Annotated in this window: 17 protein-coding genes; 8 read left to right on the top strand and 9 right to left on the bottom strand. The window is 59.0% G+C overall.

Annotation, left to right across the window (positions count from 1 at the left end; all coding sequences use genetic code 11):
- The coding region (locus Q0L30_RS01775) for an alginate export family protein (protein ID WP_296650371.1) at positions 1 to 368 on the top strand (368 nt) is incomplete at its 5' end.
- A gap of 109 nt (positions 369 to 477) precedes the next feature.
- On the top strand, positions 478 to 1371 hold the full coding sequence (locus Q0L30_RS01770; RefSeq protein WP_296650368.1) for an alpha/beta hydrolase: 894 nt from the start codon (positions 478 to 480) through the stop codon (positions 1369 to 1371).
- Positions 1372 to 1453: 82 nt separating this feature from the next.
- Here Q0L30_RS01770 and Q0L30_RS01765 read toward each other — a convergent pair whose 3' ends face one another.
- The 8 genes from Q0L30_RS01765 to Q0L30_RS01730 all read right to left on the bottom strand — a co-directional run bounded on the left by Q0L30_RS01765 (position 1454) and on the right by Q0L30_RS01730 (position 9032).
- A complete protein-coding gene (locus Q0L30_RS01765; protein ID WP_296650367.1) occupies positions 1454 to 2065 on the bottom strand; it encodes a LysE family translocator in 612 nt (203 codons plus the stop codon).
- Positions 2062 to 2733 carry a B3/4 domain-containing protein gene (locus Q0L30_RS01760; protein WP_296650364.1) on the bottom strand — a complete coding sequence of 224 codons (672 nt, stop codon included), beginning with the start codon at positions 2731 to 2733 and terminating at the stop codon, positions 2062 to 2064. The genes Q0L30_RS01765 and Q0L30_RS01760 overlap by 4 nt, the downstream gene beginning before the upstream one ends.
- A 90-nt stretch (positions 2734 to 2823) precedes the next feature.
- Complete coding sequence (locus Q0L30_RS01755) at positions 2824 to 3633, bottom strand: AraC family transcriptional regulator (protein WP_296650381.1); 810 nt, start codon at positions 3631 to 3633, stop codon at positions 2824 to 2826.
- Positions 3634 to 3977: 344 nt separating this feature from the next.
- The gene (locus tag Q0L30_RS01750) at positions 3978 to 4325 is read right to left on the bottom strand and encodes a cellulase family glycosylhydrolase (protein ID WP_367277755.1); all 348 of its coding nucleotides are present in this window, start codon (positions 4323 to 4325) and stop codon (positions 3978 to 3980) included.
- A 16-nt stretch (positions 4326 to 4341) separates the two neighbouring features.
- Positions 4342 to 5034 (bottom strand): energy transducer TonB, encoded by a 693-nt coding sequence (locus tag Q0L30_RS01745; protein ID WP_296650359.1) that lies wholly within the window; start codon positions 5032 to 5034, stop codon positions 4342 to 4344.
- A gap of 10 nt (positions 5035 to 5044) precedes the next feature.
- Positions 5045 to 5443, bottom strand: a complete 399-nt coding sequence (locus Q0L30_RS01740; protein WP_296650356.1) for a biopolymer transporter ExbD — start codon at positions 5441 to 5443, stop codon at positions 5045 to 5047.
- Positions 5444 to 5472: 29 nt separating this feature from the next.
- Positions 5473 to 6120 (bottom strand): MotA/TolQ/ExbB proton channel family protein, encoded by a 648-nt coding sequence (locus Q0L30_RS01735; protein WP_296650353.1) that lies wholly within the window; start codon positions 6118 to 6120, stop codon positions 5473 to 5475.
- Between the two features lie 92 nt (positions 6121 to 6212).
- The gene (locus Q0L30_RS01730; RefSeq protein WP_296650350.1) at positions 6213 to 9032 is read right to left on the bottom strand and encodes a TonB-dependent receptor; all 2820 of its coding nucleotides are present in this window, start codon (positions 9030 to 9032) and stop codon (positions 6213 to 6215) included.
- Between the two features lie 420 nt (positions 9033 to 9452).
- Between Q0L30_RS01730 and Q0L30_RS01725 the strand changes: the two genes are divergently transcribed.
- From Q0L30_RS01725 to Q0L30_RS01700, 6 genes are all read left to right on the top strand, one after another.
- Positions 9453 to 10598: an ROK family transcriptional regulator gene (locus Q0L30_RS01725; protein ID WP_296650348.1), complete on the top strand. Its 1146-nt coding sequence runs from the start codon at positions 9453 to 9455 to the stop codon at positions 10596 to 10598.
- A gap of 141 nt (positions 10599 to 10739) precedes the next feature.
- Positions 10740 to 11441 carry a DUF1868 domain-containing protein gene (locus tag Q0L30_RS01720; protein WP_296650345.1) on the top strand — a complete coding sequence of 234 codons (702 nt, stop codon included), beginning with the start codon at positions 10740 to 10742 and terminating at the stop codon, positions 11439 to 11441.
- Between the two features lie 71 nt (positions 11442 to 11512).
- Positions 11513 to 12787: an extracellular solute-binding protein gene (locus Q0L30_RS01715; RefSeq protein ID WP_296650342.1), complete on the top strand. Its 1275-nt coding sequence runs from the start codon at positions 11513 to 11515 to the stop codon at positions 12785 to 12787.
- Positions 12788 to 12818: 31 nt separating this feature from the next.
- On the top strand, positions 12819 to 13715 hold the full coding sequence (locus Q0L30_RS01710) for a carbohydrate ABC transporter permease (RefSeq protein ID WP_296650339.1): 897 nt from the start codon (positions 12819 to 12821) through the stop codon (positions 13713 to 13715).
- 34 nt (positions 13716 to 13749) lie between these two features.
- The gene (locus Q0L30_RS01705; RefSeq protein ID WP_296650337.1) at positions 13750 to 14628 is read left to right on the top strand and encodes an ABC transporter permease subunit; all 879 of its coding nucleotides are present in this window, start codon (positions 13750 to 13752) and stop codon (positions 14626 to 14628) included.
- Entirely contained in the window at positions 14625 to 15713 is a 1089-nt protein-coding gene (locus Q0L30_RS01700; RefSeq protein WP_296650333.1) for an ABC transporter ATP-binding protein, read from the top strand. The genes Q0L30_RS01705 and Q0L30_RS01700 overlap by 4 nt, the downstream gene beginning before the upstream one ends.
- 94 nt (positions 15714 to 15807) lie before the next feature.
- Here Q0L30_RS01700 and Q0L30_RS01695 read toward each other — a convergent pair whose 3' ends face one another.
- Positions 15808 to 16722: a LysR family transcriptional regulator gene (locus Q0L30_RS01695; RefSeq protein WP_296650379.1), complete on the bottom strand. Its 915-nt coding sequence runs from the start codon at positions 16720 to 16722 to the stop codon at positions 15808 to 15810.
- Between the last annotated feature and the right edge of the window lie 70 nt (positions 16723 to 16792).

The following is a 16792-nucleotide window of genomic DNA, read 5'->3' as shown; positions in this document are numbered from 1 at the left end:
CCCTGTTCCCGAACGGTTACTACTTCTCGCTCGCAGGCTATACGGGCTACACGAACCTCATTCACATCAAGCCGAATATCACGCTCAAGCCAACCCCGAATCTTGTGTTGCTCGGCGGGTTGGGTTTTCAGTGGCGCCAAACGACCGGCGACGCCGTCTATCAGCAAGCCAATCAGGCCGTGCCGGGCACAGCGGGCAAGGGCAGCCTGTGGACGGGGATGTACGTGCAGTTGCGCGCGGACTGGACGATTGCGGCAAACCTGATCGGGTCGATCGAAGCCGTGCACTTTCAGGTGGGAAACGCGATCCGGCAGGCGGGCGGACACAACGCCGACTACGCCGGTATCGAGCTTAAATACGGATGGTAGGCGAGTTCGGCCTTTCGAAGCTCGTCGCGGTCATTCCAGCCAGGCGGACTCGCCGATCGGAGACAATCCGCCGTAACCGGCCGGACGGCCTCATACGAAGGAGGGCTCCATGCTCAAACGTATTGCAACCACGTTGCTTGATATCGCCTATGACGAACAGGGCGACGCGAACGGATGGCCGGTCGTCCTGCTTCACGGTTTCCCTTACGACATCCACGCGTATGACGAAGTGGCGCCACGGCTGGCTTCCCAGGGTGCGCGCGTCATTACCCCCTATCTTCGGGGCTACGGGCCAACGCGCTTCCTTGCGCCCACAACATTTCGCTCGGGCCAGCAGGCTGCGCTCGGCGCGGATCTGTTAGCGCTGCTCGATGCGCTTCAAATCGATCGGGCCGTGCTCGGCGGATACGACTGGGGCGGCCGGGCGGCGTGCATCGTGGCGGCGCTTTACCCGTCGAGAGCGCGGGGGCTCGTTTCGGTCAACGGCTACAACATCCAGGATATAGCCGCCGCGTCGCAGCCAGCGGACCCCGAAAGGGAATACCGGATGTGGTACCAGTACTACCTGCATGGCGAGCGCGGACGGGCTGGCCTGGCTGAAAACCGGCACGCGTTTTGTCGTCTCCTATGGTCGCTGTGGTCGCCTACCTGGCACATCGACGACGCCATCTACGCACGCTCTGCAGTGGCATTTGATAATCCCGATTTCGTCGACGTGGTCGTCCATTCTTATCGACACCGTTTCGGACTGGTCGATGGCGATCCTCAGTTTGACGATATCGAGCGCCGGTTGTCGGTTATGCCGCCGATTACGGTGCCTGCGATCACGCTCGAAGGGGATGCCGATGGCGTTGTTCTACCTGGAGAAAGACCGGCTGACTCGACGTGCTTCACTGGACGCCATCAGAATCGCGTCGTGCCGAATGCGGGCCACAATCTTCCGCAGGAGGCTCCCGAAGTGTTCGCCGCCGCGGTTCTCGATATCAACGCATGGGCTGGTTGACGCTTCGCGTGTGAGGTGTTTGATGCCGCCGAGCATTGGGCTCCATTAATCCGGACGATCACGTAGTGCCGGAACAGGGTGACTACCGCTGCACCAGGATCAGCTTGACTCCGACCCCGACGAACGCAGCGGCAAAACTCCGGCGTATCCACTTGAGAGCATCGGGTCGCGAAAGAATTCGATCGCGAACACTCGCCGCAAAGACTCCGTACACGACGAATACGGCGAACGTCATCGCCATGAAGACGAGCGAAAGTTCCAGCATGCGAAGTGCGGCCCGGTTTTCGCCGCGATCAATGAATTGCGGCAGGAAGGCAAAGAAGAAAATCGAAAGCTTGGGGTTGAGCATATTCACCAGGATCGCGTGCGAGATCACATTCCGATCAGAGTGCGTGAAGCCGTCGAACTTGATCCTCAACGGTCCATTTTCCTTGAGCGTTTTCCATGCCGTGTAGAGCAGGTAGGCGACGCCCGCATACTTGATCGCTTCGAATGCGACGGCGCTCGCATGCAGGAGTGCAGCCAGACCGGTAATCGCCGCCACCATGTGGGGCAGGATGCCGAGCGTGCAGCCCAATGCCGCGACGACGGAAGCACGCGCCCCACGCGACAAACCTGCGGTTAGAGTAACGAGTGCGCCTGTTCCGGGCGAAGCTACGACGATCAGCGACGTGATCAGAAATTCGACGTTCATCGTACCTGTAGCTCCGTCACAGATGTAGAAGGCCAAAGCTCGGAGATCGTCGCGCGGAGCATCGAGATCAGCCGTGCGATATCCGCCTCCGCCGTTTCGTGCATGGCCTCGACAATGACGAGCGCCGTTGTAGTCGTTTCCTTCACTGCCGAATAGCCGCTCTGACGGTTCGCCCACCGCCGTGCGTGGGCGCGATGACTATCGTCAACGAAGATAATCTCTCCCACTTCCGGATGCTCGATATCCCCCGCGAAGGTTTCATAAGTCTCCGTACCTGATGCAGCGCGCACCTGAAGGTCGCCAGTGATTCTGTCGAGATCCATGGCCGCGATCGGGATGGCGAAAGCCATCGACATGGCGTTGCACAGGTCGATAAGCGGATGAAATGAAGGCAGGTCTCCCCTTTGACGAAGTCGGCGGAGCAGCGCCTCCGAGGCGCAGCGATACTGTGTTGGCTTCAGGCCCATCTTTGCGAAAGCTCGCCGCCACGCCTGGATCTCCGGCAGATCGCTTTCTGTTGCGAGCGCGATGCGCTCCCTGGCAAGGGCGACGAGATGGGTGACGGGCTTAGCTATCGGCGCCACAGGTCCCAGTTCATCCAGCCGAAGTGCGCGCGAGGCGAGATTTGGGAAGTCTCGATGAATGGAAGGTGCATAGGAAAGCGGCATGATCGTGCCTCACGTCGAGAAAGGAGATCGAGCCTCAATTCTCGTCATCGTTTGTCCGATCGTCTTGAACAAAATTGCAGGCTTGTGTGGTTAGCCCGCTGCCTTGGCGTACGCACCCGGCGTTACGCCGAAACTGCGGACAAACAGCCGCGTCATGTGGCTTTGATCGGAGAAGCCGCTCAGTGCGGCCACCGCTGCGAGCCGCGTGCCGTGACGGATCATTTGGCGTGCGCGATGAATGCGGCGCTGCAGGATGTAGGCGTGGGGCGTGAGGCCGGTTGCTCTCGCGAAACCTCGCAGGAACTGATAGCGGCTCAGCCCAGCTTCGTTTGCTAGCGCGGTAAGCGTCAGAGTCGCGATGGGATCGTCATCGATCAACGCACGTGCCGCAGCGATTCCGGACGGAACAGAATGCTGCCTTGAGGAACCAGGGCGCAGCAAGCTCCCCAGCAGGAGCAGTAAGGTCTCGTCCGCCTTGAGTCCGTGCTTGTCTACAACACTGCCGGTCATTGCCTGGTAAAGCTCACTAAATTGACCTGCAATGCGCTTGTCGCTGACCTTGGGCCGGGTGAACTCGCAAGTCGCTCCTCCCCGTCCTTCGGTGATGTCGGTGGCTAGTTCAGCAACGATCGCGGGGTCCAGGTACAGCATTCGCCATGAGCGTCCGCCATCTCCGATCGGTGCCCCGTCATGCACTTCACCAGGGTTGACAGTGATTACGTCGCCCGCACCGGCTTCGACGAGACCACGGCCGCTCGCCGATTTCTGTGCGCCGCGTTCGATCAGACCTACACCGAATTGCTCGTGGGTATGGCGGCCAAAGACGAGTGTGGTGTCTGCTTCCACGGCTTCGATGCCGCTTCTTTGGCAGCTCAACAGCTTGAATCGCGTGCGTTCCATTTCTCTCATGGCCTCCGGGTGTCCATCGCTCAACGCCACATCGCCAGTGTGAATCATTTCATATGATGTAACCAACGGCCTGGATTGGGACCACGTCGATGTGTCGATTTTTGGCATTGTCAGTGATTCAGGCGTCGCAGTCGAACGTCCGTTGGTGGCCGTGGATTCAACCGGTCGATGCAACAGCTTGATTGCCGCTCCAGCGGCTCGCGATCGACGCTCCGCCTGACGGATTGGCTTTGCATCCGCCACCAGGTCAAGAGGGCAACTCAGGATAAGAAATTGAATCGTGAATCGATCCAGCTCACCGTGGAGGGGATGGTAGTCGGCTATCAATCCTGCTGTCAGGAAAGGAAGGGTAGGATGATGTTCGCGTACGCGCTATTGATGCTGTAATACGTGTTTATTTTCCCCGCCACGAACGGCTGGAATTCCGGCTGCATGATGTTCATGATCCCGCCGTCGCCATCCCAACACCAAGCCAGCACAGGCCAGTCAAGTGATTTCGCATAGGTGACGATGGCTCGCCAATCGGTATCCGGAGTCTCGTTGCTCTCCCCGAACTCGCCGATCATGCAAGGGCGCCCGGTCGCGACAAGAAGATCAATGTCCGCAAGCGTCAGCGGACCCTTGCCGTTCCATGTTTTGGGATAGACATGCATGGACAGAATCACGTTCTGATTGCCCGGCAGCGACGCCTTGGCGCGGTCAGTTGCTCAGGTTGAAAGTCAACGTCACTTCACCCACATATCCGCCATCGTTCGGCGCGAACTTCCACTTCATCAAGGCGTGGGTTGAAGCGCGCTCGAACAGCCCTGCTGGTGACGCGTGCATGATCTTGACCGAACCAACGCTTCCGTCCGCTTCGATGGTCAGGTGAGCGGTGACCGTACCTTCAACGTTGTCGGCCAGTGCGCGTGACGGATATTCCGGCTCGACACGCGTAAGCGGAACCAGCCCGCGCCGAATACCCGGCGCTTTCTGCGGTGACTGCATCGCCACGGGCTGAGCCTCACTCACCAGAGGGGGATGATCCGTGTGCACCGACTCCGCGGGGGGTGCCTCGGTTGCTGCGGGTGCGGTAACCACCTTGGGTTCAATCGCTGGCCTGGCAACCCGCTGCTTGACCGGTTGCGCGCGATGATGCTCGACCGGCTTCGGCTCGACTCGCCGCGGGGCAGGCGGCGGCGAAACGGGTGGTGCGTCGGCGATTTCGACAACGCGGGTGATCTTGATCGGCGCCGGTGGTACAGCTGTTTTCGTTTGCAACAACCGGTGGCTGAGTACGCCTGCAATCAAGGCCGCTTCGATCAGGCACCCGGCAATAATAGCGATCGCCAGCCTCGTGCCCGCCGCGTCGGATGATGTCTTCATGCCCGGGGCAATTACGGTCGCGTTCATAGCCTGCTCCTCAGCGTTTGGTCGCGATGCCAAGGTCTTCCACGCCAGCGGCACGGGCAATATCCATCGCATGAACGAGTGCTTGCAGCGGCACGTCCTTATCGCCCGCCACCATGACGTCGAGCGTCGAGGCATGCATGCGCTCCTTGATGAGCGCAGTGAGGGCATCCGCAGTGACCGGATGACCATCCGTCAACAGGGTGCCGTCGCGCAGCGCCTCGATCGTCAGCGAGGCCTTCGGCAGCGTTTCCGTGGTCGCCGCCTGAGGCACGCTGATCTTGAGTCCCCCAGTGTCGATCATCTTGAGCATCGTCACCATGAAGAAGATCAGCAGGAACATCATGATGTCGATCATCGGAATGATCTCAATGTGCGGCTTGCGCACTTCCATATAGCGGGTACGGGTCATCGTCGTGTTCCTGTAGTTGCCCCTGTAACTCAGGCCGCTGCGGACTGTGCACGCAAACGGACACTGTCCTTCAGGTGGAAATGCTTGACGCACGTGAATTTAAGCAAATCGAGTTGCAGCATGGCGACACGCAAGCGCTTGCCGAAGTATGCATTGGCCGCGACGCCGACGATCGCCACCAGCAGGCCACATGCTGTCGCGGCCAGAGCATGGCCGATGCCGCCCATCACGGCGCCGATGTCCTGCTTGCCGTTGCCGAACACGTTGAACGACTCGGTAATGCCGATGATGGTGCCCAGCAAACCGATCAGCGGACCCAGCGTCACGCATGCATCGATCATCCACAGGAACCGGTCAAGACGCGGGAGCTCATGAACGATGGCCTCATCGATATAGCGGTCCATGTGATCCGCGTCGAGATGACGTGCTTCAAGGGCGGCTTCCAGCGGCGCTTCGAATACGGTTCCCTCGTATTGACGGGAAATGGTACGCAGCGCATTGATCTCATGATGGTTGGTTGCCTGCAGTTCCTGATTGAGCTTGAGGCCGGATGGAACGAGGCGCGCAAAGCAGATGCCGCGCTCGATGGAAACCACAATGACCAGCAGAAGCAGGAGGATGAGCAGCGGGATGATGCCAGTCGATTGCTGACTCAACGTGATGAATTGTTGAAACATGATCTTCCTCGCAACGTGAAATTAGTAGAAGTCCTTAAAACAGCGCCGCAGGAGATTTGTCGAGGCTCTTGCAAAACATATGCAACCGGGCCTCAGTGAAGTTTCGGCGTGTAAGTGAGTCCCAGCCAAAACACACGGCCCGCCGAGAAGTTGTCCTTGAGCAAGTTGCGATCCTTGCCGGTGACACTCACGATTGGCGAGCTCGTCAGGTTCGCAACGGAAAACCAGGTCCGCCAACCGCGACCAGCGTCATAGCTCGCTTGCAGATCCCATTGGTCACGTGCTTTCCAGTAGACGTCCTGATGCGCGTAGGCAGAATCGATCTGACGCAGACTCTCGCCGACTCGGTTATAAGCCAGCGTGACGCCGAACTTCCGGTATTTGTAGAACACCGAAACGTTGGTGATATGGTCAGGCTGATTGATCAAACCTTTGATCGTACGTGTCGATCCGTTCGACTGGGTCGCATTCAGCCTGCCAGCCATGAGCGTTTCGTTGACTGAAAAACCAAACCCCGACAGATATGGACTCAGCCAGCCGAGGGTGCCCTGCACGAGCGACATCTCGATGCCGTTGACTTGCGACGCAGATGAGTTGAGCGGTTGGGTGATAAACGCTGGACGGGACTCGCCGCCATAAGAAAACTGGCCCGTGCTCGTTAGCGTATAAATCTCGTTCGAAATCTTCTTGCGGAACAACGCAACCGATGCGAGGCCATTGTGCGGCAGGTACCACTCGGTCGAAACATCGAAGTTGTTGGACTTTCGCGGCTTAATGTCTGGGTTGCCCTGCTTCACCGTAATCGATCCGTCGCTGTTCTCCGAGATCGACGAGTTCGGTGCATAAGCATCGAAGTTTGGACGTCCGATCGTCTCGCTGTATGCAAGCTTGAGCTTGACGTTGCCCACCGGACTCAGCACAAGCGACGCGGCGGGAAGCAGGTAGTCGTAATGCGAACGCCTGGTCACCGACTGCCAGCTCGTCGTCCCGTTTGCCGTGTTGCGCACATTGCCCGTTGTATTCAGATTCGTATAGTCCTGGCGCAATCCGAACATTGCTGCAATCCGGTCGGTTTGATACGTTGCCAAACCATAAACGCTGGCCGCCTGCTCATGGTGCGAGTAGTTGTTCTGAAGACTGTTGGCAAGGTTGGCGGAGTATGCCCCTGCGAGAGAGCCGTTCTGTGCGAGCTGGTTCCAGGCCGCCGAGTCGTCGACAATCACAAATGGCAAGCCGCCGCTATAGGGCAGTGGGACACCGGACAGATAGCCCGCGTCAGCGAGCGTCAGATTGCCGGCGTCCGTCGGCGTGTACATGTTGTAGTACTTGCTATAGCTGTGGCCGAGGGAGCGGTAATCGGCACCGACTGCATAACCCAGGCCTCGCGCATCGATGCCGACGTTATGACGGTAGTCCAGTTTCACATCGCCGACCCGATCATCGATGCGAACGTTGTCGATACGCCAATAGAAGGGTTTCCAGTTATTCAGGTTGGTAAAGTTGTCCGGATTCGCCAGATTAAACGATGGATTGAAACCCGAGGTGTTGTAATCCATCGCCAGCTCCGGAACGCCGGTTATCGTCGGGTATGCGCCTGGAGCATACTTGAAGTTGCCGTAAACGTATTTCGCGGCCCGCTGCGGGTTCCGGTCTGCTGCCTGAGAAAACGACGAACGCAATGATAGTTCCCGGTTGTCGCCAAGCTTCCAGTCCAGGCCGCCGCGAACCGTTTTCGTCGAACGGTCAACCTGGGACAGCATGTTGCCGGCCTCGGCCTCGCCCAGATTAAAGTGCCCCGATGTCGACGTCTGGTTGACCACCGGGTTTGGGCCGGTGCTGCGGCTCGTGTCGATGATGACTTCGTTCCGGGTTGCGTGAACATTGTCGTCGTTGAAGTCCACGCCGACAAAACCGTACACGTCGCGGCTGAATTTTGCTTCGAGCTTGATGTTGCCACCGATTCGCTCGATATTCTTGTAGTACAGCCAGTTCTTGTCCTGCTGGGGAACTGGAATGCCGTTTCCAGTATTTGGGCCGCCTGTTGACGACGGGTTGGCAATCGTGCCGTCCGGATTGTAGTAGCTGTAGAACACTTGATCCGTGGTCATGTGCCCTACGGAAACGGTATTTTTCTTTTCGTAGTTGGCTGCAATGACCAACCCCAACGCGCTGGTTGGGCCGAACGTGGTGCTGAACACCGTATTGATCTTGCGCGCCAGGCCATCGGCGCCGGACAGGACCTTGCCTGTCCCATCTGCATGCCCAAGCCCGCTGGACACCTGGAAGAATGGCTTTCCACCATTGTCGAATGCGCTGCGGGTTGTAATGTTGATAGAACCGCCGACGGCATTCGGATCCAGGTCAGGTTGCCACGTCTTGTACACCTCGAGCTTTTTGACCATCGTTGCGGACAATACGTTTGTACGTGCGCCGCGGCTCGTTTGATCGGTCGAGGCCCACGGCGCTCCGTCGATCGTCACATTGTTGTAGGCAGCATCGAGGCCGCGAATTGTCACGAATACCGCGTCATCCCGGCCATTGATCGAATCGGCGTTGAAACTCGTCGAAACGCCAGCGATACGCTTTACCGCGTCGTTGACGGTCGTGTCAGGCAGATTTTTGATCTGCTCACTGGTCAGGACGTCCATGACTCGATTGTCGTTGCGCTTGGTCGCAACAGCAGTCTGTGTCTGAGACCGCTGGGCAGTGACGTTGACGCTATCCATACGATGCACGCTGGGCGTATCGCGACCGCTCTCCCGGGCCTTGCCCGACGCTTCAGTCGTTGTCCGGAATTTGTCCTCTGTCGCCGCTGTTTCGGCCAGGGCAGGAGCCGCGGCGCAAATCGCCCACGCCATGATTGAGAGATTGATCCCCTGTCTGGCGCCTGGCAGTTCTAAAGTGTGTTCCATAGTTATCCTATTTAATGCAAATGCATGATCGATGCACGCCATGCATCAAATACTTGTCCGACGTTATGAGCCAATGGGACAGCGACTCGCGCGCTGGATGGTCAACGTCGCCCCGCGTCGTGATACAGGCGGATGTTATTACCCGCATCGGGTATTAATTGTGACAAGCAACTGTGCCGAGCCAGTTGTTTCGGTCGCTGAGAGGTCGAAGTACGGAAGGCCTTCACCGTCATGCAGGCGTCTTTTTCCCGTGCAGGTCGAGAAAAATAGGGGGAGCCGGATGGAGGGGAGCGGTGCGAAGCCGGTGCGTAATCCTCTGCGCGCGAGCAGTTTCGATATTACACAGTTGTAGTAGAATGCGACGGATGTGTCCCCGCATAAGGGAACCGTCCCGGAACACCACTCATACAAAAGACGAAAATGGATGCCTCAGCGGCTCAGCAGGCCTCGTCACAACGCCATGCGCGGACAGGCTTCACCGTTTCGCCCAGCGAACGGATCATTCTGGATGCGGTGCGGCGGCACCGCTCGATTTCCCGGGCGGCTTTGACCGTCGAAACCGACCTGTCCCAGCAGTCGGTTCACCGCCTGGTTGACCAGTTGATGGAGCGCGGGTTGCTCGTCGCAGGCGAGGCAATCAGGAAAGGGCGCGGCCAGCCGAGTCCGCAGATCGAACTCGAGCGCACCGCTGCTTACGCCATCGGCATCTCGGTCAGTACCGATTCGATGACGCTTTGCCTCGCGGATTTCGGCGGCGATATCCTCGAGGAAATTCGTCTAAGGATTCCACCGCTCCGCCGCAATGCCTCACTCACGGCATTGCGTGACGCGATGGACCGACTGGTGAAGAGAAACTCAGTCGATCGGGCGCGCATCATGGGTATCGGCTTCACGATCTCAGGGTTTTTCGTTCATGACCGGAAGCACGTCAATGCGCCAGTCCCACTTCAGGACTGGTCGCTGACCGATCTCCAGACAATACTGGAAAATACCTTCGAACTGCCGGTCTGGATGGAAAACGACGCAAGCAGTGCCGCGATTGGCGAAAGCCTCCTTGGCGTCGGGACATGGGCGCGCAACTTCTTCTACCTGAACTTCTCCTATGGCTTCGGCGGCGGTGTCGTGCTCAACGGCAAACCCTATTTTGGTTCGCACGGCAATGCCGGAGAAATGAAGTTTGACAAGGAGGAATCCAGGCGTCGGCCTGCACTGAAATTCCTGATTGCCGAGTTGCGAGCCAATGGTATCGACATCGATTCGATCGAAGACCTTCGGATGCGTTTTGATCCACAGTGGCCCGGCGTTGAGTCCTGGATCGAGCGAACGCTCCCGGCACTGGATCGCGTCATCAACACGCTCGCGGGGCTTTTCGATCCTGATGCGATCGTCTTCGGGGGACTCTTGCCGCCGACGCTCGGCAATATGCTGATCGAGCGCGTGCAATTCTGGGAACACCGCAATGGCGTCGGCCCAGCCCTTCCCAAGCTCGTCTTGAGCGAAACCAATGGTGACGCCACCGTCATCGGTGCGGCAGTGACGCCGCTGAAAAACACCTTCTTCCTGTAGGCCTGCGCCCGGGCGCCCACCGCCTCGGCTCGCCCCGGACGCGTGCCCAATCGCATACTGCCTGCCACAATTAATACACATTACGGGTAGTAATATTGGGCACTTCACCGCAATTTCAGACCGTTTTCCGGTCTCTCCTTCATGGGCACACCAACTCATCATATTGGCAAGAAGTTCAACATTGACGGCAGCGTACGCCGTTTCCCCGGCAATACGATCATCTGCCACATCCCCATGCTCACCGTCCTGTCGCGCGGACTTATGACGGTGCGGGATCGAGTCAGGATCAGTCCGTTTGGCCACAAATTCACGTTCCTGCCGCCGTCGAGTTACCACATGACTGTGTTCGACTGCATGCTGGACGAGAGACGCGGCCCGGGCCACTGGCCGAAGGACTTGCCTGCGGATGCCTCGATCAACGACGGCACGAAATTTCTGGTTGAGCGCCTTCGTACGCTCGACCTGCTTATCGATGCGCCATTCCGGATCCGTATTGGCTCCAGTGGCATTCAAACCTCGCTGACCTCCTTGACGCTGGTCCCGGAACCGGAAAGCGAGCAACGGCTGAGAGCGCTGCGCGATGCGATGTCCGAACGCTTCGGCATCACTGCGCCGGATCACGCAACCTATCTCTTTCACACCACGGTTTCATATCCAATCGAGGAGCTGGACGACGAGACGCCATGTTACCGCGCACTCTGGTTGGACGTGGTCGCCGAACTGGCGGAACGCATCGGTACCTTCGAACTCGGTGCGCCTGAATTTTGTACGTTTAACGATATGTTCGCGTTCGAAACCCAGTGTTTTATCGGGGAAGCGAGCGCACGCCTGCAATCCTGCTGAACATGGGAAGCGTAAAACACGTGCGAGCACACGCGGCCCGATCGCTTGCAAGCCTTGCCGTGGGCGCGGGGATGCTCCTGTCCCTGCCTGCGGTCTGCCATAGTGCCCAGTTTGATTTCTGGTACGCGCAAAGCGGCAAGGCGGGCATGGTCGTGCAACAACTGTGCGACGCATTCAATGCCAGCCAGTCAGCCGACCGTGTTCAGTGCATCGGGCAGAATGGCTACGAGTCGAATCTGCGTCAACTGATTGCCGCCTGGCGCGCGCATCGCTCGCCCGCACTCGCCGAAATCTATGATGTCGGCACGAACGACATGCTGCTCAGCGACGCCACAGTCCCGTATGCCGATCTGGCGCGCGAGTTCGGCAATGGCGACGTCAGTGCATCCTACCTTCCTGCCATTCGCCACTATTACGGGGATAAGCGTGGCGAGTTGTACTCCGCGCCGTTTGCGGTATCGACGATCGTGCTCTATACAAACGATGCCCTGTTGCGCCGCGCAGGAATTGCACAACCACCCCAAACATGGGAGCAATTCCTTCGGGACGCCGCACGCCTCAAGGCTGCCGGGATCGGCTGCCCCGCCGTCATCGACATCGACCCGTGGCAAATGCTTGAACAGCCCGGCGCGGTGGCCGGTGAGCCAATCGCGTCACTGCGAAATGGCGCGGGTGGACTGAACGCACGACTCGTCTTTGCATCAGGCCGGCACCCCGAACTCATGAACGCACTCCTGAACGGGTATCGTCGCGGCGAAATCGTCGAGGCGACCGAAACCCGTGTGGGCCGTCAGTCTCAAGCGTTCGCAAGCGGCGAATGTGCGATGTCGATCGGTTCCACGTACGCGTGGGGCATCGTCCAGCAAATGGGCCGTATTCAGGCCAGCATCAGCCTGCTGCCGAATTTCTCCGGCGTGCCGCGGCACAGTACGGTGATCGGCGGGTCGTCCCTGTGGATCATGAAGGGCTTCGATCGCGACACCTACCGGGCCATTGCGAAGTTCCTCGACTTCATCAACCAGCCGGCCAATCAGATGAAGCTCGCTGGGCAGACTGGTTTCCTGTTGAGAACGACCGGGACCGTCGCAGCATGGCGTGCGTCTGATGCACACGGCAATCCGCGGCTGCGACATCTCGAAGTGGCACTGACTTCACTCGATCAGCCCACGTCGGACTTTTCGCATGGTGCGCGGCTCGGCTTCTTCACGCAAATCCGGATGGCCTGGCAGCTAGAGGCCCAACGGGCCTTTGCCGGACAAAAAAGCATGGCCGACGCACTGGTGAGTGCACAGGATCAGGGCAATCGTCTGCTCGAACGCTTCCAGCGCATGTACGCGAAACCTTGACGGATACGACAGACCTGGAAAGGAAATTTCGATGAAACAACACGCCTTGTTCGAGGGATGGCGGCTGCCTCTGCTCATCGCATTACCTCAACTGCTGCTGATCTGCCTGTTCTTCTATTGGCCAGCGCTCAAGGCCATCGCCTGGTCGGTGCATCTGGTTCGTCCGTTCGGCAACGGCGAGGTGTTCGTCGGTCTGGACAACTATGCTCGCATCGTCACCGATTGGGCGTTCTGGGAATCGATCCGCGCCACGGTATTGTTTGCCGTTCTCGCCGTATCGATGTCAGTCGGTATTTCGCTGGGATTGGCGGGACTCAGCGAATATCTGCTTGGCGGCAGTGCGTTCTACCGCAATCTCATGATGTGGCCGTACGCAGTCGCCGGAGCGGTCGTTGGCATCATTCTGAAGTTCGTGATGAACCCCGTGGTCGGCCCCATGAGCGTGATCAATGAGATCTGGCCTGGCGCGTGGTCGCCCAACCAGCATCCGTGGGAAGCATTGCTCTTCGTTGCGACCGCCTTCGCGTGGATGCAAATGCCGTTCTGCTTCGTGATCCTGACCGCTGCGCTACGTGCGATCCCCGACGACTACCTGGCGGCGGCCGCGATGGATGGTGCCGGTCCGGCTCGACGCTTTATCGACATCCAGGTGCCGATGATTGCGCCGCAAATCGTCTTCGTCTTCGTTATCTGCACCCTGGACAGCCTGACCCATAGCTTCGGCCTGATCGATTCGCTGACCCGGGGCGGGCCCGCCGGGGCGACCAACATTCTCCCGTACAAGATTTATGCCGATGGTTTTCTTGGCCTCGACCTGTCCGGCTCGTCGGCGCTGTCGGTCATCCTGATGGTGATTATCGTTGCGGTGACAATCGTCCAGTCCATGCTCGCAAACCGCCAAAAGCAACCAGGGGGCCGCCGTGCGTGAGAAAGCCCCCGTTGTCCGCGTGCTTGGCCCGATCGTGCTCGCGATCGGCCTGATCTTTGCACTCGCCCCGATCTACCTTGCCTTATGTTCGGCTTCGGTGTCGAATCGGCAACTGATCGAACATGGCGTCGCGTTCGTGCCGGGCACGCAACTCATCGCCAATCTCGCGGAAGTGCAACGACGTGCGAACTTCGGTCGCCTGCTGCTAAACAGCTTCCTGGTCGCAAGCATCGTCGTCGTCGGAAAACTGCTGCTCTCCGCGCTCACGGCGTATGCCGTGGTGTTCTTCCGCTCGCGCATCAAACACGTGATCTTTGCCGCCGTGCTCATCACGCTGTTGCTGCCGCTGGAAGTACGCGTGATCCCGACCTATGCAGTGGCCGCGGACCTCCTTGAGCCGGTCCGCGCTGTGCTCGCCGCCACCGGTCTCGATCATGCGCTGCAGACGATCGCCAGCATCCGGATTTCGATCCCGACGATCAATCTGCTCAATTCATACACCGGTTTGTCGCTGCCGCTGGTCGCTTCTGCCACCGGTACATACCTGTTCCGCCAGTTCTACCGGACGATTCCGGCTGAACTGCTGGAAGCCGCCAAAATGGACGGTGCCGGCCCGATCCGCTTTTTCGTCGACATGCTGCTGCCGTTGTCCAAGGCCAATTTTTCTGCTCTCGGGATCATTGTGTTTGTTTCCACGTGGAAGGATTACATGTGGCCGCTCGTCGCGACCAATCAGCAGGACATGCGCACGGTGGTGCTCGGTGTCGTGAAGTTTCTACCGACCGATGCCTCGCAGCTTCCCGAATGGAACCTGATGATGGCGGCGACCGTCATCGCTCTGGCGCCGCCCATCCTGGTCGTAGCGTTGATGCAGAAATGGCTCGTGAAAGGCATTATTGGAGCAGAAAAATGACAGGAACGACCGCACCGCTGACGATCTCGGTCCGCAACCTTGCAAAGACCTACGGCTCGACGCATCTGATGAAAGATGTGAACATCGACTTCCTGCACCAGGAATTCACTGTGGTGCTCGGCCCGTCAGGCTGCGGAAAATCCACACTGCTCAGAATGATTGCCGGCCTCGAGGAAATTAAATCCGGCGAGATTCGCATCGGTGATCGGGATGTGACCCGGGCCGCTCCCAAGGATAGGGGTTGCGCGATGGTGTTCCAGAACTACGCGCTCTATCCACATATGACGGTGCGCAAGAACATATGCTACGGCCTGAAACTGGCTGGCTTGTCTTCGGCGGAACAGACTTCGCGCGCTGGCAAAATTGCCACGATGCTCGGGCTTGAGCATCTGCTGGATCGTCTGCCCTCACAGCTCTCGGGTGGGCAACGCCAGCGAGTCGCGATCGGTCGCGCAATTGCGCGACAGCAGGATGTCCTGCTGTTCGACGAGCCTCTTTCGAACCTCGATGCGAGCATGCGCAACGACATGCGCGTAGAACTTCGCAAGCTGCATGACCAGCTCGGATGCACCTCGATCTTCGTTACGCACGACCAGATCGAGGCGATGACGCTAGCTGACCGGATTATCGTGATGAACCAGGGCTGTGTCGAGCAGGTCGGTACACCGACTGAAATCTATCATCGGCCAGCCAATGAATTCGTGGCCCGTTTCATCGGTACGCCACCGATGAACCTCATGCCGGCCTCGCTCTCCGGTCATTCGATCCGACTCGCGGACGGGCAATTCGTGTCGCTCCCTCTGCCCGATCCGGCAAGCCTGCCGGAGCATGGTGAAGTCAAAATTGGCATCCGCCCAGAAAATCTCCGTGCCAGCCCGGTGTCCGGTGCGTTCACAGGAACCGTGACGGCGGTTGACGATTTGGGCAGCCACTATGTAATGCATTGCGCGGTTGGCGGCAGCCCGGTACTGGTCACGCAATGGACGATACCTCCTGATGTGGGCACATCAGTCTGGCTCGATGCACAGACTGGTACGGTTTCATACTTCGACGGTCGTTCAGGCGAGCGCCTTGGAAGCGGGTAGCCAACTCGATCGTAGTAAGCGCTAATTCGAAGGGGATGCCGACGGCGTTGTATCGGGTTTTCGGCGTGCGGATTCAACTAAATCGGCGACTGAATTAGCAACCGGGCTGTTCCACCAGCCAGTCAATTAACGCTCGCACTTTCGGCGGCATGAGCCGGTTCGGCGGATACAGCAACCAGACAGGCCCGCTGTAGGCGCGTGGCTCGAACAACCATGCGGGCAGCACCTGTACCAGCCTGCCGGCACGGAGATCGTCCGCAACGGCAAACTCCGGCAGGCTTGCCACGCCCCAATCTTCCAGCGCGGCTTCACGCCGTGCGCTCACATCGTTCGCTATATAGCGGCCTCTGACTTCGATGGTCTGTGTGTGGTTGCCTTGCCGGAAAGTCCACCGGTTGTCGTCCGGCGTATCGCCGAGACATAGACAATCATGCTGCGCGAGCTCGTTTGGAACCGCGGGCGTGCCGCGTGCGCGCAGATAGCCAGGCGAGGCGCACGGCAGCCATCGCACCGTGCCGAGCTGTCTTGCCACGAGGCCTTGCGGTGGTGTCGGCGTGGGCCGCACGACGAGATCGACGTGATCGCGTATCGGATCGATTTCCCGATCGTCGAATACGACCTGCACGTCGACTTCCTGGTAAGCACGCAAGAAGCCTGGAATCTTCGGGTGAATCAGGCTTTTCGCCAGCGAAATCGGAGCGCTGATGCTGACCCGGCCGCGTGGTTGTGCCGTCAACTGACTTGCCGCATCGACGGCTCCGGACGCCGCGTCGATCATCTCCCGGCAGTGGCGATAAACCTGCATGCCGGACTCCGTTAGCCTGATGCGCCGCGTCGAGCGTTCGAACAGTCGCGTGCCCAGTGCGCGTTCCAGCCGCTGCACTTGCCGGCTGATGGTCGAGGGCGTGGTGCCGAGCGGGTGGGCTGCCGACGAGAAGTTACCGGACTCGACCACCTGCGCGAAAGTCGCGAGATCCGGCAGCAACGGGAGAAGTTCGGTCGGTGTCATGGACGTACCAAGGCTAACCTGCGTTTCTGGTTTATTTATGCGTCGGATGCACAAAAGATGTTCCGGTCGA

The sequence above is a fragment of the Paraburkholderia sp. genome, assembly GCF_024281035.1.
Lineage (GTDB): Bacteria > Pseudomonadota > Gammaproteobacteria > Burkholderiales > Burkholderiaceae > Paraburkholderia.
The sequence above is the reverse complement of the archived record's forward strand: the minus strand, read 5'-3'. Positions and strand labels throughout refer to the sequence as shown.

Bases quoted from the DNA above. Each gene is read 5' to 3' on its own strand.
- Q0L30_RS01745 (WP_296650359.1), bottom strand. From the start codon at position 5,034: ATGAACGCGACCGTAATTGCCCCGGGCATGAAGACATCATCCGACGCG.
- Q0L30_RS01770 (WP_296650368.1), top strand. From the start codon at position 478: ATGCTCAAACGTATTGCAACCACGTTGCTTGATATCGCCTATGACGAA.
- Q0L30_RS01710 (WP_296650339.1), top strand. From the start codon at position 12,819: ATGAAACAACACGCCTTGTTCGAGGGATGGCGGCTGCCTCTGCTCATC.
- Q0L30_RS01755 (WP_296650381.1), bottom strand. From the start codon at position 3,633: ATGGAACGCACGCGATTCAAGCTGTTGAGCTGCCAAAGAAGCGGCATC.
- Q0L30_RS01740 (WP_296650356.1), bottom strand. From the start codon at position 5,443: ATGACCCGTACCCGCTATATGGAAGTGCGCAAGCCGCACATTGAGATC.
- Q0L30_RS01735 (WP_296650353.1), bottom strand. From the start codon at position 6,120: ATGTTTCAACAATTCATCACGTTGAGTCAGCAATCGACTGGCATCATC.
- Q0L30_RS01730 (WP_296650350.1), bottom strand. From the start codon at position 9,032: ATGGAACACACTTTAGAACTGCCAGGCGCCAGACAGGGGATCAATCTC.
- Q0L30_RS01720 (WP_296650345.1), top strand. From the start codon at position 10,740: ATGGGCACACCAACTCATCATATTGGCAAGAAGTTCAACATTGACGGC.
- Q0L30_RS01765 (WP_296650367.1), bottom strand. From the start codon at position 2,065: ATGAACGTCGAATTTCTGATCACGTCGCTGATCGTCGTAGCTTCGCCC.
- Q0L30_RS01700 (WP_296650333.1), top strand. From the start codon at position 14,625: ATGACAGGAACGACCGCACCGCTGACGATCTCGGTCCGCAACCTTGCA.
- Q0L30_RS01760 (WP_296650364.1), bottom strand. From the start codon at position 2,733: ATGCCGCTTTCCTATGCACCTTCCATTCATCGAGACTTCCCAAATCTC.
- Q0L30_RS01715 (WP_296650342.1), top strand. From the start codon at position 11,513: ATGCTCCTGTCCCTGCCTGCGGTCTGCCATAGTGCCCAGTTTGATTTC.
- Q0L30_RS01725 (WP_296650348.1), top strand. From the start codon at position 9,453: ATGGATGCCTCAGCGGCTCAGCAGGCCTCGTCACAACGCCATGCGCGG.
- Q0L30_RS01695 (WP_296650379.1), bottom strand. From the start codon at position 16,722: ATGACACCGACCGAACTTCTCCCGTTGCTGCCGGATCTCGCGACTTTC.